This is a genomic window from Virgibacillus salarius (assembly GCF_039521925.1).
Taxonomy (GTDB): domain Bacteria; phylum Bacillota; class Bacilli; order Bacillales; family Amphibacillaceae; genus Virgibacillus; species Virgibacillus salarius.
Map to the genome: position 1 here is coordinate 1 of NZ_BAAACY010000066.1, position 21,573 is coordinate 21,573.

The following is a 21,573-nucleotide window of genomic DNA, read 5'->3' on the forward strand; positions in this document are numbered from 1 at the left end:
GGGATTAGCGCGAGCCGAAAATCCACTTTGCAACGTGTTCTTCTTTGCAAAGTTAGTTGAGGCCGTGCCCGCGGAAAGCGAAGTAATTAGTCGGAGCATTACCAATATACATCAAACATTTCAAAATAACTACTTGGCTTAACGCAGTCATTGCACTGATTTTATACTTTCTTAACTTAGAACAAAAGCAAAAGCACTCGATTAGAAATATAGCAACTGGAGCGAGTTAACTAAGATAAAGGAATCACGGTAAACTTACGAACCGACGATGACTTATCGTAAGGTGATTCATGAAGTCGCCTAGTTTCTGGGCGCTGGAGCTGGACGCGGCTCACGCCCATATTTATCCACATGGGTTAACTTTTAATTTCCTAGACAATTAAAAAAGCTAATCTCCGTCGTGCAGAGAATAGCTTTTTATGATTGTTATTTAATTTTGGAAAATACCGTATGAATCGCGTTAATTGTTTTCTCAATATCTTCATCCGTATGAGCGGTTGATAGGAATAGGCCTTCAAACTGTGATGGAGGCAAAAATATTCCTTCTTCAATCATCCCTTTATAATATTGAGAGAAATAATCTAGATTGGAAGTCTGTGCTGTTGCGAAATTAGTCACATCTTCATTGGTAAAGAATACCCCAACCATAGAACCAGCACGATTAATATGCAATGGAATATTATATTTAGTTGCAGCTTGGGTGAAGCCTTCCACTAATTGGTCAACCTTCTTATTAATCTCCACGTAGGTTTCATTGGTTAGTGCTTTTAGTGTTTCAATACCTGCAGTCATCGCTAATGGATTCCCTGATAACGTTCCAGCTTGATAGATAGTTCCTGTCGGAGCAACTTTTTCCATTATTTCTCTTTTCCCACCATATGCACCTACAGGAAGACCCCCACCAATTACTTTTCCAAGGCATGTCATATCAGGAGTAACTGCAAAATGTCCTTGTGCACAATGATAGTCAACGCGGAATCCTGTCATAACTTCATCAAATATTAGAACCGTACCATTATTTTCTGTAATCGTCCGTAGCTCTTGTAAAAAGTTATTACGTGGAGGTACAACACCCATATTTCCTGAAACCGGCTCAACAATTACAGCAGCAATATCGTCACCAAATTGTTCGAAGGCATAACGAGTACTTTCCAAATCATTATAAGGAACTGTTATGGTGTTTTGTGCAATTGACTTTGGAACTCCAGGACTATCCGGTAGTCCTAGTGTTGCTACACCTGAACCAGCCTTTATTAATAAAGAATCGCCATGTCCATGGTAATTCCCTTCAAACTTTAATATTTTATCTCTTCCCGTGTAGCCTCTCGCTACACGTAAAGCACTCATCGTGGCTTCTGTTCCTGAGTTTACCATTCTTACCATTTCAATAGATGGAACACGATCAATAACGAGTTGGGCTAGTTCATTTTCTACTAAGGTAGGAGCACCAAAGCTTGTTCCCTTTTCTGCCACCTGCTTTAATTTCTCTACGACACGATCATCTGCATGCCCCAAGATAAGTGGTCCCCAGCTTAATACATAATCAATATACTCGTTTCCATCAATATCTTTCATTTTAGAACCTTTGCCAGATTGCATAAAAATTGGTGACATCCCTACAGACTTAAATGCGCGGACAGGCGAATTTACACCTCCAGGCATTAAATCAACTGCTTCTTTGTATGCATCGCTAGACTTGGTAAAGCTTTTCACAAATAATCACCTCTGTTTTTTAACTGATAAATGCTATTTATTTAACCATTTTGCAACATCTTTTGCAAAATAAGTAATAATCAAGTCGGCACCTGCTCGTTTCATAGAAAGTAACTTTTCCATCACAAGCTCTTCCTCATTAATCCATCCATTCATTGCTGCAGCTTTTACCATCGAATATTCTCCACTAACATTATAGGCAACAACTGGCACATCAAAGTTATTTTTAACATCTCTTACAATATCTAAGTAGGATAGTGCTGGCTTCACAATCAAAAAGTCTGCGCCTTCCTCTACATCGGATTGCGCCTCACGCATTGCTTCCAATCGATTTGCAGGATCCATTTGATACGTTTTTCTGTCGCCAAATTGCGGTGTGCTATCAGCTGCATCACGAAATGGGCCATAGAAGGCTGAAGAATATTTTACAGCATAGGACATAATCGGAATATTTTTATATCCGGCTTCATCCAACGCGCTACGAATGACTGTTACAAATCCATCCATCATGTTAGAAGGGGCGATTATGTCCGCACCCGCTTCTGCCTGTGATACAGCCGTTTTAGCTAACAATTCTAGTGATGCATCATTATCTACATCATGGTTATGAATCACACCACAATGACCATGGGATGTATATTCGCATAAGCAAGTATCAGCTAGCACTAACATCGAAGGAAGTGCCTTTTTAATTAAACGCGTAGCTTCTTGGACAATCCCTTGATCTGTAAATGCACCAGTGCCTTGCTCATCCTTATCCTTAGGTACACCAAACAACATTAATGCTTTTATCCCAAGTTGATCAATTTCTTTTACTTCTCCTAATAATAAATCCAACGATACTTGATAAACACCAGGCATAGATGGTACTTCATTTTTTATATTCTCACCTTCGATAACAAACAATGGATAAATGAGATCATTAGTGTGCAAATGTGTTTCTCTTACCAATGCCCGCATGGAATCCGAACTTCTTAGCCTGCGATGACGTGCAAACCCTTCTGTAGCTTTCATATTTATCTATCCTCTCTTTTGAATATCGTTTATCATACAAGTTATCATACCATCAATAGTAAATTCATTAGGTACTAATATAGATTGAAATCCCACTTGTTTTGCCCGTAGTTCAGTAGTTGTACCGATGCAGACACAGGGTATATGTGGTATGTGAGAAGTCATCTCTACAAATGCTTCAATAGTTGATGGACTTGTAAATGTAAGATAATCAAAGCTATGTTCTTCTAGAATGCTTGATAATTTATCTTTCATCACTTCATTGGAATAGGTTTCGTATACTACGAATGGTGTAAATAATAGATTTTCTGCTTCCAATCGTTTCGGCAAAATATCTCTGGAGCGATTACCTTGTATCAATAAAATTGGGCCAGGATCACTATATTTTTCCAAGAACTCGGTTGCCATCGTATCTGCATTATAGGCTGAAGGTATAAATTGGGCAGCATATCCAAATTGCTTAAGCTTTTCTTCCGTTTTCCGGCCAACCACTGCTATCTTTACTTGTTGCAAATGTATATCGACTTGATAACGATTGACAAGCTTAAAAAAGCAATCAACCCCATTTGAACTTGTAAAGAAGATCCAGGCAAATTTAGAGATAGACTGAAAAAATTCAAAATGATTCTCCCTATCTCTACAAGCAATGCGTAATAATGGAGCTGAAACAGGTTTACCACCTAAAGCCTTTATTTTCTCAGCAAATGATAGCGCCTTAGTTTGTTCTCGAGTGACGAGAATCTTCCTTCCTGATAATGGCAAGGACATTATTTGTCTAGCTCCTCTTTTACTTTTTCAATAATTTCCTTTGCACCTTGATTCATCAGTCTCTCAGCAGCTTCTTTCCCAACTAATTCTGGATCTGTTCCACGAACAACTTCCTTCAAAATCGTTTTCCCATCAGGTGTACCTACAAGCGCGGTCAAGATTATATCATCGCCTTCTAAATATGCGTAGCCACCAATAGGAACTTGACAGCCTCCTTCAAGAAGATGTAAGAAAGTTCTTTCTGCTGTCACTGTACGCGTTGTAGATGCATCATTAATTTTAGAAAGTAATGCACGAAGTTCTTGATCATCTTCACGACATTCGATAGCTAAAGCGCCCTGTCCAACTGCAGGAACGCAGACATCTGGCTCTAAATATTCTGTAATTAGTTCTTCACTCAAACCGACACGTTTGAGCCCGGAAACAGCTAAAACAATCGCATCATAATCTTCTTCCTTTAATTTTCGAATCCGCGTCTCTATATTTCCTCTGATCCACTTAATACTAACATCTGGACGTGCAGCTAATATTTGTGCCGCTCTACGTAGACTACTAGTACCAACAATCGCCCCTTTCCTTAAATCATGAAGCATAACATTCCCTTCCGAAATAAAGGCATCACGATGATCCTCACGCTCTGGAATGGTTGTAATCACAAGACCATCTGGCATTTTAGCTGGCATATCTTTCATACTATGTACAGCTAAATCGATTTCTTTATTATACATAGCTTGTTCAATTTCCTTAACAAAGAGTCCTTTTCCCCCTACCTTTGATAAGGTAACGTCTAAGATGCGATCACCTTTTGTTACAATTTTTTTTACTTCAAACTCATTTTCAACTCCAGCTTGTTTTAATCTGTTAATCACCCAATTCGTTTGCGTTAATGCTAGATTACTTTTTCTTGACCCAACAACAATTTTACGCACTGTAACTTCCTCCTTAACGACTAAAAGTGAAAATTTGATAAGGTGCTAAATAAAAAGAAATTAATTAATAAAATAAGAAACGCTGCGGTATTATACATTGCTGTCACCTTACCTTTATACCCTTTTAGTAATCTTAAAATCAAGTAAATGATATATATAGCGAGTACAAAGAAAGATCCGATCGTTTTCAAATCAAACCAGTAGAATTCTGCGTTTGACACATATGCCCATACCACACCTAAAATAATAGCAATTAGTAATAATGGAACACCAATTGTTACTGCTTTAAATGAATAATCATCAAGTCTATTTAAATCCCCAAATCTCCACATCCATTTAAAGCCTTTTTTCCGCTTCAGAAGCTGATATTGAATGATATACATTAACGATAATAGAAATGAAAATGTAAAGAAACCATAGGAAATGATGGCAACCGTGATATGAGCAACTAATATCTCATGAACAAGCTGGATACCATGTGTTTCTAAATTTGCCTGTGCATCCAATAGTAAATATAATAATAAGATAAAAAAACTGAAGACATTTGTAAAAAAGACGATAAAATGAATAGGAAATAATTTGTTCGCAATTAACGAAATCGTAACTAAGACCCATGCATAAAAAAACAAACTATCATTTAACGTAATGATTGGAAAGTTATGTTCGATTAGTACTTCGTACAATAAAAAAACGGTTTGTATAACCCAAACCACACTAAGCAACCAGAAGGCAGCTCGATTGACCTTCCGGTTGTCCTGAATAAAATCGATAAAATATCCAATCAAGCTCAAACCATAGATAATCAGTATGAATTCATAAAGCCATTTTAGTTCAATCATACGTGAAATCCTTTCATTATAAAGTTGTTATCTTATCCAACAACGGAAAGGATACCTCTTTCTTCTTGATTGCTGTAACCGAATCATTTTTTTTTGCCTGCTTTGCATATTCAGCTTGTACCTCATCTTCAATTCCAAAAATATCAATGAATAACTGCAGTGTGTCATCAGCATTATGACCAGCAGCTAATTCCTTTACTTGCGTAACAGGTTCTTTCAGAAGTTGATTAACAATGCTTTTAGTATGCTTGTTAATAACTTTCTTTTCTCTTTCTGTCAAATCAGGAATTTTACGTTCAATGCTTTTTACCGTTTCCGCTTGGATGGAAAGTGCTTTTTGCCTTAAAGCCGATATTACTGGAACTACACCAAGTGTTTTAAGCCATTCTTTAAATGATACAATCTCAGCTTCAAACATTAACTCAATTTGTTCGGCAGCATTTTTTCTAGCTTCTAAGTTTTCATCCACGATATGCTGCAAATCATCAATATCATATAGGAAAATATTATCCATCTGACTAATAGCAGGATCTACGTCTCTTGGTACAGCAATATCAACTAAAAACAGTGGGCTACCCTTACGTTCTTTTTGTACAGGTTCAACCATGTCTTTCGTCAGAATTACGGAATCTGAACCTGTTGAAGTAATTACAATATCCGCACTTTTTAATACATGTGGTAAGTAATCCATTGATTCAGATTGTGCAGAAAATTTTGTTGCAAGTACTTCTGCCTTTTCCTTTGTTCGATTAACAACTGTAATTTGCGTTGCGCCAGAGCCTTGGAGGTTTTTGGCAGCAAGTTCCCCCATTTTCCCTGCTCCTAAAATGACTACATGTTTATGTTGTAAGCTGCCGAAGATTTTTTTTGCTAACTCTACTGCAGCATAACTAACAGAAACTGCGTGTTCGCCTATAGACGTTTCCTTTTGTACTCGCTTACCAAATGTAATAGCCTGCTTGAACAATTCATTAAAAATGGTACCTGTTGTTTCCATTTTTTGAGCAGTTAAAAACGCTTGTTTTACTTGTCCCAAAATTTGTGTCTCACCTAAGACCATGGAATCTAGCCCTGTGATTACACGAAATAAATGCTCCATCGCACCATCATCTTCTGTTATTCGTAAAAAGGGTGCGAACTCGTTCTTATCTACTTGAAACCAGTCCGCTAAAAATTGCTTAATATAATAGCGGCCTGTGTGAAGTTGATCAACTACAGCATAAATCTCGGTACGATTGCATGTGGAAACAATCACATTTTCCAGAATGCTCTTTTGTTTCTTCAACGTAACCATAGCATCATGAAGATCTTCTTCTGAAAATGCAAGCTTCTCCCTTATTTCTACAGGGGCTGTTCTGTAATTAAACCCAACTTTTAAAATATGCACACTATCTACCCCCAAAAATCCTAGCTAATCCATACGTACTTTAAATAGAAAGTTTTACTTAATAATTAGTATAAACTAAAACCTTTGCTAATTTCCATTATAACATGATTATTTATTTACAATTTCTTTAAATGTGAACATAATCTGAAACAATATGGTAGAGTAATTATAGGATTATTAACACGAATGTACTTTATCATAATGGCATAAAAGAAGCAAGAATCTGAAATGCAGCTACATGAGGTGAAAGCTTGAAAAAACAACAAACTTTAACTGCTTATTTACTAATTGGTATCGGTGTGTTTTTTCTATTACAACAATTAAACATCCCCATACTATCTAATTTTTATTCATGGCAAACAATAATCATTCTAATTGGGCTTGTATTACTTATCCATAGCTATGTTACAAAAAGTTATCAAAATTTATTTACTGGTACAGTAATCTTAGGATTAGGTATACATTTTTATGGGATTGCTTATTATTCCTTTTGGATAGATCATTGGGCCATGTATCTCCTTATCGTGGGTATAGCATTTATCATCCGCTATTTACATACGAAAGAGGGAATCATTCCTGGTTTATTACTTATTGTTTTTGCTATTATTATGCTTTTTTCTATTCAACTGCCGGTTTGGTTTAATTGGATCTATATCGTTCTAGAATATTTAGAACGATTTTGGCCAGTTATTCTTATTGTCTTAGGCTTGTATCTATTGAAAAGGAAAAAGTAAGTCTAGCCTAAAAAAAAGACATCTGCATTAGTTTAAGCAAATGTCTTTTTTTCATACGTTGTTTTATAATACAGAGCTCAGAAAGGCCTGTGTCCTTTTTTCTTTTGGATTATCAAATAATTCATTTGGGCTGCCAACCTCAATAATTTTACCTTCATGCATATAGACAGCCCAATCAGCAACCTCACGGGCAAATCCCATTTCATGTGTTACAACAACCATAGTCATCCCCTCTTCTGCCAATTCCTTCATTGTTGCTAAAACTTCTCCCACCAATTCAGGATCTAGTGCGGAAGTTGGTTCATCAAACAGCATGACATCCGGTTTCATTGCTAATGCTCTAGCAATTGCCACACGTTGTTTTTGACCACCAGATAAAGTGGAAGGATACACATCATACTTGTCTCCTAAACCAACTTTCTCTAATAAATATTTTCCTTCTTCTATTGCCTCCTGTTTCGTTTGTTTTTTAACCTGGATGGGAGCCTCGATAACATTCTGCAACACCGTCATATGTGGAAATAAATTAAAGTGTTGAAACACCATCCCTACTTTTTGTCGTATTTTGTTTAGATCATGGGTATCCTTTTCAATTTGTTCTCCCTCAATGATTATTTGACCACTGTTTTTTATTTCTAAAAAGTTCAAGCAACGAAGTAGCGTGCTTTTACCAGAACCACTAGCACCAACTAGAACGACAACATCACTTTCCTTTACCGTTAAATTTATATCCTTTAAAACATGTAAGTTGCCAAATGATTTATTTAACTTATTAACTTTAATCATTTCTTGGTTGTTCAATGTATCCATTTCTTTCCTCCTCTAATTAATCACTACGTGCGAGCTTTTTCTCAGTTAGATTCACCACATAGGTTAGAATGAGTACAATCAAGAGATAGTAGATTGCTACAGTTAAATAATATGGTAGATAATCAAAGCTATTCGATCCCATCGTACTTGCTACTCCAAATAAATCCTGCATTCCAATAAAAGAGACTAAGGAAGAATCCTTAATACCTATGATAAATTGATTTCCCAAAGAGGGAACTGCTCTGCGAAAAGCTTGCGGGAGAATAATTCTTCGCATCGTTAATCCTCTGCTCATCCCCAGTGAGCGACCAGCTTCACGTTGTCCTTTATCAATTGACTGGATAGCACCTCGGATAATTTCAGCAATATAAGCACCACTATGAAAGGCTAAACCGGCTGCTCCTGCCCAAAACATTGGTATAAGTAATATATCAGTAAGACCATAAAAAAGAATAAAAATTTGCACAATAAGTGGAGTACCTCTTACTATCCAAATATAAGCATCCGCTATCCATTGCAGTATTTTTATATTTGAAATCTTCAATATTGCAAAAAACAAACCAATGATAAAGGCTATTAATAAAGAAACAACAGATAGCTTAATCGTTATCCATAGTCCATCTAAAAATACATCTATGCTCCCTGTAAAAATCTCAAAAAAGTGTGTGATTGCTGACAAATCATATTTCCCTCCCTTAAAGATGGAAGTGTGCGCAACTTTTTGCGCACACTTGTAACCTTCTGTATCCTATTCTATTATTCAACAAACAGCTTAATCCACAGTTTCTGGTTTTTGTGTAATGTCACCACCAACCCATTTTTCAGAGAGCTCTTGAAGCTCTCCATTTTCCTTCATTTCCTGTAATGCCTCATTAACCGCCTTTAATAACGCATTATTGTCTTTTCCAATAGCAATCGCTTGTTCGCTTACTCCAAGCTGACCTCTATTTTCTATTTTTAACCCATTATCAATCGCAGTTATTCCCGTGACATCGTCCGTTATGACAGCATCATGATGCCCTTTTGCCAAAGATTGTAAGGCTACTACATCACTATCAACCTGTGGAATGTTATCTGTATATTCCGTTGCCATTTCGATATATGTCGTTCCTCGCGCAACAGAAACCTCTTTGCCTTCAAGATCCTCAGGTGCTTGAATTTCACTGTCTGGCCTAGTATAAATTACTGGACCTGAATAATAATAAGGTTGGGAGAAATTAACCTGCTTTAAACGTTCCTCTGTTATCGTATGACTGGCAACCGCTATGTCGTACCTTCCTTCTGTAACTCCTGTAACGATCCCAGAAAATTTTGCACGCTGTGGATTGGGTTCTAATCCTAATTTATTAGCAATTGCCTTACCAACAGCAATGTCATAGCCTACCATCTTCGTCCCCTCCATGTAACTGAAAGGTTTAAATTCTCCAGAAGCAGCAAATGTAAGCTTTCCATCCTCTACAAGCGAGAAGGCATTTTTTTCACTTTCTGAATCACCCTCTGATGAAGTTGAACCTTCATCTGACCCACAAGCAGCAAGAAACAACATTAATAAAAAGACAAATATTGTAATATTCAGTTTTTTCAACAGGTAAACACCCTTTCTAATTCTTAGTGAATTGCTCAGAAGAGATCGCATTTTTCTTAATTGCGCACCAATAAGTAAGATTATAACAATGTTATTGATTAATCACCAATTGGCTATAGGCGAGTCTCATATCTTTAAAGAACAAATGAATATTCTATCAGGTTATAACTCTATTTCTCTTACACATACCCATAAATACTAAGTTATACTCCTGAATTCTAAAAATTTAATATTATTTCATTTATTGTTTATAATAAAGATATTTTAAACTTCCTTTCCTGTAGGAAGTTTAGTAGGACATCCCTTTTTGCAAAAATGAAAGTGAAGAAGTTCGTTTTATTATTCGGAATCGAGGTCCTATAGACCTTGTTCGAGCTTTCGTTTCCCTCTTACTATAACTTCTAAATAGAAATAGTGGGCAAAATCATCCGTTCGATGACTTTACCCACTTATCTTCGTGTGTTTATCTGAATTTCTTTTGTCTTACCTGCATTTATCTATTGACCGATATGATTCCTAATAATTGACCATGCCTGATCCTTTCCCTCTCCAGTTTCGGCTGAGAAAGGTAATAAAACATCATCTGATTCCATTTGTAGTACAGACTTTGTCCGTTTGATATGTTTGACACGTTTACTTTTAGGTACTTTATCCAATTTGGTTGCAATTACAATGACTGGTAACTCATAATGTTTAAGATAATCATACATTTGAATATCATCTTTTGTAGGTTCATGACGGACATCCGTAATAAGAAGGACTGCTTTTAATGATGAGCGCTTTTCGAAATACTCCTCCATCATTTTACCCCATTTTTCTCGTTCCTTTTTTGATACTTTTGCATAACCATAACCAGGAACATCTACAAAATAGAAACCATTATTTATCTTATAGAAATTAAGTGTTTGTGTTTTACCTGGTTTAGAAGAAGTTCGAGCTAAATTTTTTCTGTTAATTAATTTATTAATGAAGGACGATTTTCCAACATTAGATCGCCCCGCCAAGGCAATTTCTGGGAGGTGATCATTTGGGTATTGTTTTTCACTTACAGCACTAATTACTATTTCAGCGTTTATTACTTTCATTCTTCTCCCCCACTAACGCGTGTTCTAATACTTGATCTAAATGACGAACAGGTATAAACCTTAAATCATTCCGAACACTTTCAGGAATGGATTCAATATCTTTCTCATTTTCCTCTGGAATGATTATCGTTGTTATACCTGCACGATGAGCACTTAAAGACTTTTCTTTAAGCCCACCAATCGGTAATACTCGTCCTCTTAATGTAATTTCTCCAGTCATTCCAACTTCCTTCTTTACCGCTCGTCCAGTTAACGCAGAAACTAACGCAGTTGCCATCGTTATACCTGCGGATGGACCATCCTTAGGGGTTGCGCCTTCAGGAACATGTATATGAATATCACTATTTTCATGAAAGGAAGGATCTATATTTAATTCCTCGGATCGAGACCGTATATAACTAAATGCTGCTTGAGCGGATTCTTGCATAACATCACCGAGTTTTCCAGTAAGTGTCAATTTCCCTTTACCAGGATAATGAGATACCTCAATTGATAACGTGTCTCCCCCAGCTGCAGTATATGCAAGACCTGTTGCAGTCCCAATCTGATTCTCTTGCTCGATTAACCCGTAACGGTACAATGGTTTTCCTAATAGTGTTTCAATACTATTATTAGTAACAATTACACGTTTCTTCTCTTCGGAAATAATAATTTTAGCTGCCTTTCTACAAAGGGTAGCCAATTGTCTTTCTAAATTACGTACTCCTGCCTCTCTAGTGTATGTACGTATTAATTTTAAAAGTGCATCATCGCGGATTTGTAAATTACTTTTCTTCAACCCATTTTCTTTTAACTGCTTCGGCAATAGATGCTGCTTCGCTATATATTGCTTTTCGACTTCTGTATATCCGGCAATAGAAATTAATTCCATTCGATCTAATAATGGCTCAGGAATATTATTTACATAATTTGCTGTTGCTACAAATAGTACATTGGAAAGGTCATAAGTCTCTTCAATAAAATGATCACTGAAATTGCTATTTTGCTCTGGATCAAGCACTTCTAACATTGCAGATGAAGGATCACCACGGAAATCATTTGACATTTTGTCTATTTCATCTAATAAAAAAACAGGATTTACCGTTTTTGCCTTCTTCATTCCTTGAATAATCCTACCGGGCATGGCACCAATATAAGTGCGTCTATGTCCTCTTATTTCAGCCTCATCCCTAACTCCTCCAAGGGAAATTCGAACGAAATTACGGTTTATTGATCTAGCAATGGATTTTGCTAATGAGGTTTTCCCAACCCCAGGTGGTCCAACTAAACACAATATAGGTCCTTTTATTGAATTGGTTAATTTTTGTACAGCTAAATATTCTAGTATTCGTTCCTTTACCTTATCAAGACCATAATGGTCTCTATCTAATATTTCCTCTGCATATTCAATTTCGATCGTATCCTGTGTTTTTTCTGTCCAAGGTAATGATAATAACCATTCTAGATAGTTGCGGATTACAGAACTTTCAGCAGAACTTTGTGGTACTTTTTCATACCGGTCTAATTCTTTCCATGCCACATCCCTAATATTATCTGGCATATCTGATTGATCAATTTTTTCTTTTAACTGACTTACCTCACCTGACTTACCATCTTTTTCACCTAATTCTTTTTGAATAGCTTTTAGCTGCTCACGTAAATAAAATTCTTTCTGTGTTTTTTCCATAGATGTTTTTACACGTTGTCCGATTTTCTTTTCTAAATCAAGGACCTTCTTTTCATTTGAAATTATTCGAACTAACTGCTTTAATCTATCCTTTACATTTGTTGTTTCTAATAGCTCTTGCTTTTCTTTTATTTTCAAGGATAAATGCGAGGTAATCATATCCGCTAATCTCCCAGGTTCTTCAATATCGGAAACGATGTCGAAGGTTTCATGAGTGAGTTTTCTAGATACTTTAATGTATTGCTCAAATTGGTTTAACAGTGAGCGCATGAGGGCCTCTTCCTCATGATAGTCAGTTTGAATATCTTCTAACTTTTTGATTTCGACCACGAACTCTTCGTTTTGTTCCACATAACGGACTATTTCTCCACGATAAAGGCCTTCGACTAATACACGTATTGTTCCATTTGGAAGCTTTATCATCTGTTTAACCGTAGCTAGCGTACCTGTAGAATAAATATCTTTTGGCTCTGGCTCTTCCAGCCTGTCTTTTTTCTGTGCAGCGAGAAAGATTTCCTGATCATCCATCATTGCTTTCTCTAATGCTGCAATTGATTTAGCACGACCCACATCAAGATGTATTACCATAGATGGAAATACTAAAAGTCCGCGTAAAGGAAGGAGGGGAAGCTGCATGTTTTCTTTTGTCATGATATGTACCTCCAAAACTATGTAATCAATATTTCACATTTTTTCATATGTGCTTAAAGTTTATATAAAAGTCTTAAATTTGTAAATCAATATATCGAATTTGTTTTAGTTGCTATTCTTATGATTCGCTTGCTCAAGATAAATATACAATTCAGTCATGAAAAGAGACTGACTTGGTTACATGAAAACGTGTAATAAAGTCAGTCTCCTTAACATCAGTATTCAACTTAGATTTAATGGTAGGTGTTATGCACTTTCTCGAGGATGCTTCTTATTACCTTCTGTAACCGTACCATCCCTATACACTAATTTAGGGCTTCCATTTTCATCTTGAACAGTTTGTTCAGTTATAATACATTTTTCTATATCTTCTCTTGATGGAAGATCAAACATCACATCGAGCATGATACCTTCAATGATAGAACGCAAGCCTCTGGCTCCTGTCTTTCTTTCGATTGCCTTTGCCGCAATTTCTTTTAATGCGTTTTCTTCAAATTCCAATTCAACATCGTCCATTTGGAATAGCTTCTCATATTGCTTTACGAGAGCATTTTTTGGCTTTGTCAATATTTCCACAAGCGCTTCTTCATCAAGCGGTGTTAAGCTGCCGATCACAGGAATTCTTCCAATGAATTCAGGAATTAATCCATATCGAAGTAAATCTTCTGGAAGAACTTTAGCAAGTAACTGTCCCATTTCAAGCTCCTGTTGTCTTTCGTTGGCACCAAAACCAATAACCTTTTCTCCTAATCGACGTTTCACTACTTGGTCGATACCATCAAACGCTCCACCTACAATAAATAATATATTGGTTGTGTCAATTTGGATAAATTCTTGGTGGGGGTGCTTTCTCCCTCCTTGTGGAGGTACACTCGCTACTGTCCCTTCCAGAATTTTTAATAGTGCTTGTTGAACACCTTCTCCAGAAACATCACGTGTAATTGATGGGTTTTCTGATTTTCGAGCAACTTTATCAATCTCATCAATATAAATGATACCTTTTTCGGCTTTCTCCACATCATAATCTGCTGCCTGAATTAGTTTAAGTAAAATGTTTTCCACATCTTCACCTACATAACCAGCTTCCGTTAAGGATGTAGCATCGGCCATTGCAAAAGGGACATTAATGATACGAGCTAATGTTTGTGCTAAAAGTGTTTTACCACTTCCTGTTGGCCCAATCATCGCAATGTTACTTTTTGACAGTTCCACATCGTCTACTGTGCTTTTCGGTGTATTAATTCGCTTGTAGTGATTATAAACAGCCACAGATAAATTTTTCTTGGCTTTATCTTGACCAATTACATAATCATCTAATATTTCACAAATTTCTCTTGGCTTCGGGATTTCTTTAAGCTCTGTTTCTTCTTCCGTGCCCAATTCCTCTTCAACAATTTCAGTACAAAGCTCTATGCACTCATCACATATATAAACGCCCGGTCCAGCAACTAATTTACGAACTTGATCCTGGCTTTTACCGCAGAATGAACATTTCAATTGTCCTTTTTCTTCATTAAATTTAAACATCATTTTCACCCCTAAAAGTTTAAATCTACTCCTAAGCTTTTCTTCGTTAGGTTTCAACTTTATAGTCATCATATCAGATCAAAATTAAAATACAAAATAATAAACCTTTTTAAAAGGTTTTTGCTACCCATGTCATCCATTTTCTTCAATGATCTGACATAACCATCAATCATTTAATCATAAAGCTACATATTACCAAGCATCCCATATTTACTTGGAATTTTCAATTTAAAAGTCAGTACATACTATTTATACTATATGTTAGTTCTCTAAATAAAGTCGCTTAATTTATAATTCACCCAAATTCTTTGAGAGTAAATAATGGAAAACAAGGTGCGAACACATCGCACCTTGTTTTAGTATTTGCCTTATCCTACAGTATATAAACCTATCCAATCAAGATTAAACTGTTTTGCTTTGTTCTACAAGGAAATCAATCGCTTTTCTCATTTTCAAGTCACCCTCGATTGCATCCGTATTACCGCCAAGCATTTGCTTAAGTTGTTCTACTTCAGCACCATACATGGATGCCATTTTTTCAAGTTCTTCATTTACATCTTCTTCTGAAACTTCAAGATTTTCCTCATTCACAATAGCTTCTAGGGTAAGATTTGTTTTTACACGTTTCTCTGCGTCTTCTCTCATTTGTTCCTTCAGTGCAGCTTCATCTTGACCAGAGAATTGAGAATACATTTCTAGAGTCATTCCCTGCATTTGCAGACGTTGTTCAAACTCTTTAACCATTTGGTCAAGCTCCGTATCAACCATTGCTTCTGGAATATCCATTGCTGCATTCTCACTAGCTTTTTCAATTAATGTTTCGCGTTTTTTGTTTTCTGCATCTTGTTTCTTTTGTTCTAAAAGCTGCTCTTTTTTCTTACTCTTCAATTCTTCTAGTGTTTCAACTTCATCATCTAAATCTTTAGCAAACTCATCATCAAGTTCAGGTAATTCTTTATATTTTACTTCATGAATTTTCACGTTAAAGGTTGCTTCTTTACCAGCAAGCTCTTCGGCATGATAATCTTCTGGGAACGTTACGGTAACCTCTGTTTCGTCACCTGTTTCCTTTCCAATTAATTGTTCCTCAAATCCAGGAATAAATTGACCAGAGCCGATCTCTAAGGAATGACTTTCACCTTTTCCACCTTCAAAAGCTTCTCCATCAACAAAGCCTTCGAAATCAATAACAGCTGTATCGCCATCTTCAATTTTTCCTTCTTCTTTTATTACTAATTCTGCATGGTGTTGACGCTGATGCTCTAAATCATGATCAACATCTTCATCTGTAACCTCTACAGATTCTTCTTCCACTTCTAACCCTTTATAATCGCCAAGTTTCACTTCAGGCTTAACTGTTACTTTAGCAGTAAATACAAGTGGTTGACCTTTTTCAATAGTTTCAATGTCTACATCTGGTTGAGCTACTGGCTCAATGCCTGTTTCTTCAACTGCTTTCATATAAGCATCAGGAAGTACAATATCAACAGCATCTTGATATAATGATTCTACACCAAATCTTTTTTCAAAGAGTCCACGTGGAATTTTACCCTTACGGAATCCAGGAATTTGCACATCTTTGGACACTTTCTTAAAAGCTTTATCCAATGCTTTGTCAAATTCTTCAACACTTACTTCTATCGTAAGTACTCCTTCATTTCCTTCTTGTTTTTCCCATTTCGCTGACATAAAAATTCCCTCCAAAATCTATTGTGTCCTTCATTTTACACGTTCATTACTAGATAATGATCTAAAAATACAACCATCTTATTATAACATAATTGCATGTCCTTTCAAGCATTTAAAGTGATTCTTATTCCTCAATAATACTTGCATAAAGTGTTTCACACAGCTCAATTTCTTCTATATAATATTTTACTTTCTCATTGTCATCCTTAGAAGTCATTGTATGTATATTTAAATAGTCAGAACCTACCTGCTTTAATGCTTTTGCAATATATTCAGCATCTTCTTCTGGAGGAACTGACGGATATCTAACGTACATATAATGGTGTATTAATTTATAAAGCAATTCAAACATAGAAGGATTCGTTTGTTCAAGCTCACTTATAATAAGTAGAATTTGCTTCGTTACAGGAAGGCTATGTATTTTTCCAATATCACTTGGTTTAACCGTCATTTGTTTATCCCATTTATGTATCTCAACAGCATCCATATCATTTACTTCCTGTAACCACATAAAAATAGCTGACTTGATTACAGGATGGATATCCTTATTTAATAATAAACTGCGGATTCTTTTTGTCGGTTGTGTTTTCAGCTTACGTAAATCCTCAATGAGCTGCCACTGCCTTTTATAATCATCTGAGGAAATGGCTTGCGTTAGATCATCCAAATAAGCTGACGCGTGTTCTACATTTATATCCGCCTTCATTTTACTACTCATATCATATAGCTGTTGAAATTGTTCCTGCATGATAGGTGGAACTGCATTTGTAGCGAATTCAAAATCCACTTGTTCCATAAGTAGATCATACTGATTTGTTTGGAATAGAATGGTTAAGTAAATATGTAAATAATGATAATAATGTGCATCTTTTCGTTTTAACAATTCTTCACATATATCTTGTGCCTCTTGATGGCGACCAAGCTCCATCAAGCAAATAAGTTTACCACTTATGATTTCATAGCTATCTACTTGATAGCTTAATAATTTATCTAATTTCGATAGTGCTTCTGCATATTTCTTCTCTTTGAGAGCCGTTAAGCTTTCCTCTTCCAAAATTGTTCTCCATTTTGGAAAAAGAATGACGTTCTCAGGTAGCTGCTGCATCATCTTCCTCCTTTCTGCAGTTTTAGTATTTATATATAAGATACTAGATATACATTCCCTAAGCAAAGTAATTTAAAACCAAATTTATAAGCAAAGTAATTTCTTTATCAAAATTTATATATATTAAAATAAATCTATAAATATAAATTTATTAAGACGAAAAATTCCAATTTCATTGATCTCTTATTCTTTACCTTCGATTTAAATGAGAGGTACTGTTCGGTACTTACGAAAAAACTACTATGTCATCTCAATCTTAATTCCCTCTACGATGTGTTCCATTCATATTAACAACAGACTTTCAAGTTTACAATATAATTTTTTAAATTTTATATTGTATTTTATTGTTACTTATTTTATTGTTGTCATGTATTGTATGATAATTATATCGGATAATTACCTCTCAGTTTAAACGATACAATTTAGGCAGCTATTCTTTTCATACTGATTTTTTGCGATTCTAATTCTAGTATTTGCTTCAATGAGGCTCAATACATAACTCATTTAAAATAGATAATTTAACTTAAAATCTTGGCATCGATTTACTATTTAAAATCACAGGAATAGAAGGAGTATATAGGTTGAAAAAATTTGTAATCATAACGGCATTCTTTCTCTTCTTATTACTTGTACATAATTACTATTCTAAACCCGGATATTTTGGTTTAATACATCTAGATAAGAAGGAAGATAAACAAGGACAATATATGGTCACATTTCATAAAGTTGGAGATACGGAAAAGGTAACATTAGACTTAAGTGACTCTAAGATATTAATTAGAAATGAAGAGGTTATACCAATCGCTGAAAGCTGGAAGGATATTAAGGAAGGCAATACGTATCATGTAAGCATGGAACAAAATAGGTTTCCATATAATAAAATTTTCGATACTCATACAATTGAAGTTTTCTATATGGATTGAGTAATGTAAGGTAGTTCTGTCCTCATCAAACTTAGAAATAAGTATAAGAACACTAAACCGTTATATACTATAAAAAAAGTAAAGCACCAAGCCTTAAGACTGGATGCTCTATCCATATCATTAATCCTTATACGCATATATTTAATAGTCTTTTTTCATTTTTCTCAAGTAAGCTATTTGCCCTATATGGTAAGCATTATGTGTAGCAGCGTTACTAATTAATCCCCACCACTCAGCTTCGACGGGAAAGCCTGTTACACCCATATGTAAACTATCTTCTGTAATTATGTCCTGCCAACGTAAAAGTACTTCCAATAACCGACCTTTAAGCAGCTTAAAACTATCATCCCTTTTTACAGAAAAACTTTTTGAATTATTGTCCAAGGACGTTACGGCATTAAAATTACGCTGTTCATATCTCTGTTGCCATACTTCATTCCAATAAATAAGGTGTTGCACAATCTCTGCTATACTATGACTTTGATCATCTGGCTTCCAAAATGCATCCTCTTCAGATAGATTCTCAACGGACTCCTCAAAAGAAACATACCAGCTTCGATCATTTGCATTTGCTAACAACTGATCTAAGAGAACTGTACTTGCTTGAACCATGTAAACACCATCCCTAACTATAAATATGAAAACCTAACCATTTAAGCTCTTTAATCATATTTACTTTCATTATAAATAGCATATACTCACTACAATAAGTATAATAGTCATTATTCCACTCGCTTTTTAAAAGTACCCACCAGAAGGAGAATGAGCCCTAATAGGAAAAATAACGGAAATAAGTACCATATAATCAATGCCGCCCAACCATTTTCAACAATCCTTGCATATGTCAATCCGATCGCAAAGGATAAAAATGGAGCCAGCACTGTCATAACCATGATTCCGAAGTAGATATATTTTCTTTTTATTGACTTACCTTTGCTAAGTAAATAAGTGATAACCAAACTTAAAAGTGAAAGTAAATAGCCGAAGCCAATTGCCATAATGAAGCAAGCTCTCTTGACTAAATTCAATCGATTGAAAAACTCATTCAGTCAATTAAATCATGTGAATTTTCCGAATCTAAAATAAGCAGTATTATAAAATATTATCACGTTTTTACTACTTACGTTACATTATACTGTATTTTCACTCAACATCAAATACTTTTTACATAGAACACCAATAACATATAATGATTCAGCTATTTCAAAACTTAATCCTCCTATCGCCTTTTTTCTAGATATTACCATAAACAAGTGGACTTTGGACTCGATTTATAGAATAATTGAATTATATAAATTTGTTTTAAAGGGCGGTATTCAACATGGATTTTTTATTTACAGTGGGAGGCATTTTAGGTATAGGTTTTCTTATTTTATTACTAGCTTACATGAATGTTTTAAAGAGTGAAAACAAGAAAAAATAAGCCCCGACTATTTAGAATGTACCCTACAGAGTAGACAACACTTTAAAAAATACTACTCTATAGGGTACTTTTATGTATAATGGGAAAACTAAAATGAGTAACAAATTATTTACAGAAAAAGAAATTAAGATACGTTCACGTTATCCATATGTTAAATCAGTTAGTGAGGAATTACTTATACAGATGAATTTAAGCGCATTTTCATTACAGAAAACAAATAAGAAAAGTTTCCGAGAGATATTTGTAGAGTATGGTTTTGATATAAGTATACTTGGAATAGATCGTATTAAATCTGCTGATAATAGATGGTCTTATTTATTTGATGGCAGTGGGAAGAAAGCATATTTATCCACCATTAAGGATGGATCAACAAATGAATTGCTGGTATATAACGTTTCTAGTAGCCTTGCATTAGAATGGCAGCAGATATAATCCGGAAATCAAAGGAAATTCCAAGAGTAAAATTAGCAAAAGACGCATTTATATCAAGGAAGGTATTACTAATGAAATATAAATTAGGACAATCTATGTCACGACGAGGAAACTGTTAGGATAACGCCCCTCAAGAATCGTTCTTTGGTGATTTTAATGATGAAGCTTATATAACACAGTGTGAAAATTCAGAAGAAGAAATAAAACAATACATGATTTATTACAATAACTATAGATATCAATGGGATCTTAAAAAGATGACTCCAGTGCTATACAGAAGTCATCTTTTGGATGTAGCATAGTCTTTTTTTTACATGTCCTTGACAAAGAGTACATTTCAAATTTTAGTAAGGACTTTTTATTTTTGAAAAAACAAGGATATGTATGGTTATTTAAATCGAATAGCTGCTTTAATTGACTTTAATAAATCATCAAAAAACACCATGCATAAAATTCCAAGTATCATTAAATAGTCGGGTGAATTCTCAATAAATATGCTAATAAAGAGTATAATTATTCCTATATAAAAACCTGGATCAGATAATTTTTCAAAGTACTCTTCTTCATCAATTGTAATTTTGTCTTGTAGATCTTTATCCTCTCTAATTAATTCATCAAGCGTTACTTCAAATATATCACTGATTCGAATTAGATTAACAATGTCTGGATATCCTTTATTTGTTTCCCATTTATATACAGCTTGGCGAGATACATTTAATTGTTTTGCAAGGTTCTCTTGAGATAGACCGTTTTTTTCTCTCAAACTTTTTATTTTGTGTCCAAATGAAATGTCCACACTAATCCCTCCTTGAGAATAGATTACAATAAATTTATTTTTTGTGAAATAAACGTAAAGTTGCAAATGCCAACTAATAGTTTACATAGAGATATGTAGTAGTAACAACCCTTAATTTTAATGAGGGCTTTTCATTAATCAATTCCTAGAAAGAAGTTGATTAAATTTACTGAGTTTAAAACAGCTAATACAGGATATTATTGTAATACCAATCAATGGCTATATAAGTTTATGAACAAGATAAAAAGCTTATTGCTTACAAATTGAAACAAAAAAGAAGGGGCTGGGACAAAACCCAGTAAAATAAAAAGTGGTACTCGCCAATAATTTGGTGAGTACCACTTTTTTGAGATTTATGTACGCAAAAGGGATACCTTCTGGTAAAGTTAAAGTAATCACACCCAAACAGAACCGGAGGTATCCCTTTTGTTTAAACATTATACCATGAATCAAGTCGTTTTGCCTTTAGATTTTGAAATGAAATTACAAGAAAATGA

Annotated in this window: 18 protein-coding genes and 1 pseudogene; 3 read left to right on the plus strand and 16 right to left on the minus strand. The window is 34.9% G+C overall.

The window, feature by feature from the left end:
• Nucleotides 1-426 precede the first annotated feature (426 nt).
• From hemL to hemA, 6 genes are read right to left on the minus strand one after another with little or no spacing between them, the layout of a single operon-like run.
• Nucleotides 427-1,713, minus strand: a complete 1,287-nt coding sequence (gene hemL / locus ABDZ84_RS09160) for a glutamate-1-semialdehyde 2,1-aminomutase (RefSeq protein ID WP_026681299.1) — start codon at nucleotides 1,711-1,713, stop codon at nucleotides 427-429.
• Between the two features lie 33 nt (nucleotides 1,714-1,746).
• The gene (hemB, locus tag ABDZ84_RS09165) at nucleotides 1,747-2,727 is read right to left on the minus strand and encodes a porphobilinogen synthase (RefSeq protein WP_166530554.1); all 981 of its coding nucleotides are present in this window, start codon (nucleotides 2,725-2,727) and stop codon (nucleotides 1,747-1,749) included.
• Between the two features lie 6 nt (nucleotides 2,728-2,733).
• Nucleotides 2,734-3,495, minus strand: coding sequence for a uroporphyrinogen-III synthase (locus ABDZ84_RS09170; RefSeq protein ID WP_121605441.1), 762 nt, complete (start codon nucleotides 3,493-3,495; stop codon nucleotides 2,734-2,736).
• Entirely contained in the window at nucleotides 3,495-4,424 is a 930-nt protein-coding gene (gene hemC, locus ABDZ84_RS09175) for a hydroxymethylbilane synthase (protein ID WP_026681302.1), read from the minus strand. The genes ABDZ84_RS09170 and hemC overlap by 1 nt, the downstream gene beginning before the upstream one ends.
• A 20-nt stretch (nucleotides 4,425-4,444) precedes the next feature.
• Nucleotides 4,445-5,263 (minus strand): cytochrome c biogenesis protein, encoded by an 819-nt coding sequence (locus ABDZ84_RS09180; protein WP_026681303.1) that lies wholly within the window; start codon nucleotides 5,261-5,263, stop codon nucleotides 4,445-4,447.
• Nucleotides 5,264-5,279: 16 nt separating this feature from the next.
• On the minus strand, nucleotides 5,280-6,650 hold the full coding sequence (gene hemA / locus ABDZ84_RS09185) for a glutamyl-tRNA reductase (protein WP_026681304.1): 1,371 nt from the start codon (nucleotides 6,648-6,650) through the stop codon (nucleotides 5,280-5,282).
• Between the two features lie 251 nt (nucleotides 6,651-6,901).
• On the opposite strand from hemA, the gene ABDZ84_RS09190 reads away from it, so the two are divergent.
• Nucleotides 6,902-7,384 (plus strand): LiaI-LiaF-like domain-containing protein, encoded by a 483-nt coding sequence (locus tag ABDZ84_RS09190; RefSeq protein WP_343781207.1) that lies wholly within the window; start codon nucleotides 6,902-6,904, stop codon nucleotides 7,382-7,384.
• 63 nt (nucleotides 7,385-7,447) lie between these two features.
• On the opposite strand, the gene ABDZ84_RS09195 is transcribed toward ABDZ84_RS09190, so the two are convergent.
• The 8 genes from ABDZ84_RS09195 to ABDZ84_RS09230 form a co-directional block, all read right to left on the minus strand.
• Nucleotides 7,448-8,170: an amino acid ABC transporter ATP-binding protein gene (locus ABDZ84_RS09195; protein ID WP_425542106.1), complete on the minus strand. Its 723-nt coding sequence runs from the start codon at nucleotides 8,168-8,170 to the stop codon at nucleotides 7,448-7,450.
• 40 nt (nucleotides 8,171-8,210) lie between these two features.
• Entirely contained in the window at nucleotides 8,211-8,873 is a 663-nt protein-coding gene (locus ABDZ84_RS09200) for an amino acid ABC transporter permease (RefSeq protein ID WP_026681307.1), read from the minus strand.
• Between the two features lie 93 nt (nucleotides 8,874-8,966).
• Entirely contained in the window at nucleotides 8,967-9,779 is an 813-nt protein-coding gene (locus tag ABDZ84_RS09205) for a transporter substrate-binding domain-containing protein (RefSeq protein ID WP_026681308.1), read from the minus strand.
• Nucleotides 9,780-10,276: 497 nt separating this feature from the next.
• On the minus strand, nucleotides 10,277-10,864 hold the full coding sequence (gene yihA, locus ABDZ84_RS09210; protein WP_343781212.1) for a ribosome biogenesis GTP-binding protein YihA/YsxC: 588 nt from the start codon (nucleotides 10,862-10,864) through the stop codon (nucleotides 10,277-10,279).
• Complete coding sequence (gene lon / locus ABDZ84_RS09215) at nucleotides 10,845-13,181, minus strand: endopeptidase La (protein ID WP_343781214.1); 2,337 nt, start codon at nucleotides 13,179-13,181, stop codon at nucleotides 10,845-10,847. Before lon ends, yihA begins: the two co-directional genes overlap by 20 nt.
• Before the next feature lie 246 nt (nucleotides 13,182-13,427).
• The gene (clpX, locus tag ABDZ84_RS09220) at nucleotides 13,428-14,708 is read right to left on the minus strand and encodes an ATP-dependent protease ATP-binding subunit ClpX (protein WP_026681311.1); all 1,281 of its coding nucleotides are present in this window, start codon (nucleotides 14,706-14,708) and stop codon (nucleotides 13,428-13,430) included.
• Between the two features lie 402 nt (nucleotides 14,709-15,110).
• Entirely contained in the window at nucleotides 15,111-16,397 is a 1,287-nt protein-coding gene (gene tig, locus ABDZ84_RS09225) for a trigger factor (protein WP_026681312.1), read from the minus strand.
• A gap of 124 nt (nucleotides 16,398-16,521) precedes the next feature.
• Nucleotides 16,522-17,502 carry a tetratricopeptide repeat protein gene (locus tag ABDZ84_RS09230; RefSeq protein ID WP_026681313.1) on the minus strand — a complete coding sequence of 327 codons (981 nt, stop codon included), beginning with the start codon at nucleotides 17,500-17,502 and terminating at the stop codon, nucleotides 16,522-16,524.
• A gap of 581 nt (nucleotides 17,503-18,083) precedes the next feature.
• Between ABDZ84_RS09230 and ABDZ84_RS09235 the strand changes: the two genes are divergently transcribed.
• A complete protein-coding gene (locus ABDZ84_RS09235) occupies nucleotides 18,084-18,425 on the plus strand; it encodes a hypothetical protein (protein WP_343781217.1) in 342 nt (113 codons plus the stop codon).
• A gap of 141 nt (nucleotides 18,426-18,566) precedes the next feature.
• Here ABDZ84_RS09235 and ABDZ84_RS09240 read toward each other — a convergent pair whose 3' ends face one another.
• On the minus strand, nucleotides 18,567-19,037 hold the full coding sequence (locus tag ABDZ84_RS09240) for a DinB family protein (RefSeq protein ID WP_026681315.1): 471 nt from the start codon (nucleotides 19,035-19,037) through the stop codon (nucleotides 18,567-18,569).
• A 1,120-nt stretch (nucleotides 19,038-20,157) separates the two neighbouring features.
• On the opposite strand from ABDZ84_RS09240, the pseudogene ABDZ84_RS09245 reads away from it, so the two are divergent.
• A pseudogene (locus ABDZ84_RS09245) lies at nucleotides 20,158-20,582 on the plus strand (IS3 family transposase); the annotation flags it as partial.
• Nucleotides 20,583-20,668: 86 nt separating this feature from the next.
• Here the strand turns inward: ABDZ84_RS09245 and ABDZ84_RS09250 are convergent.
• A complete protein-coding gene (locus tag ABDZ84_RS09250; RefSeq protein ID WP_343781220.1) occupies nucleotides 20,669-21,076 on the minus strand; it encodes a helix-turn-helix transcriptional regulator in 408 nt (135 codons plus the stop codon).
• Nucleotides 21,077-21,573 lie beyond the last annotated feature (497 nt).

Bases quoted from the DNA above. Each gene is read 5' to 3' on its own strand.
- hemB (WP_166530554.1), bottom strand. From the start codon at position 2,727: ATGAAAGCTACAGAAGGGTTTGCACGTCATCGCAGGCTAAGAAGTTCG.
- ABDZ84_RS09170 (WP_121605441.1), bottom strand. From the start codon at position 3,495: ATGTCCTTGCCATTATCAGGAAGGAAGATTCTCGTCACTCGAGAACAA.
- ABDZ84_RS09180 (WP_026681303.1), bottom strand. From the start codon at position 5,263: ATGATTGAACTAAAATGGCTTTATGAATTCATACTGATTATCTATGGT.
- ABDZ84_RS09195 (WP_425542106.1), bottom strand. From the start codon at position 8,170: ATGATTAAAGTTAATAAGTTAAATAAATCATTTGGCAACTTACATGTT.
- yihA (WP_343781212.1), bottom strand. From the start codon at position 10,864: ATGAAAGTAATAAACGCTGAAATAGTAATTAGTGCTGTAAGTGAAAAA.
- lon (WP_343781214.1), bottom strand. From the start codon at position 13,181: ATGACAAAAGAAAACATGCAGCTTCCCCTCCTTCCTTTACGCGGACTT.
- clpX (WP_026681311.1), bottom strand. From the start codon at position 14,708: ATGTTTAAATTTAATGAAGAAAAAGGACAATTGAAATGTTCATTCTGC.
- tig (WP_026681312.1), bottom strand. From the start codon at position 16,397: ATGTCAGCGAAATGGGAAAAACAAGAAGGAAATGAAGGAGTACTTACG.
- ABDZ84_RS09230 (WP_026681313.1), bottom strand. From the start codon at position 17,502: ATGCAGCAGCTACCTGAGAACGTCATTCTTTTTCCAAAATGGAGAACA.
- ABDZ84_RS09240 (WP_026681315.1), bottom strand. From the start codon at position 19,037: ATGGTTCAAGCAAGTACAGTTCTCTTAGATCAGTTGTTAGCAAATGCA.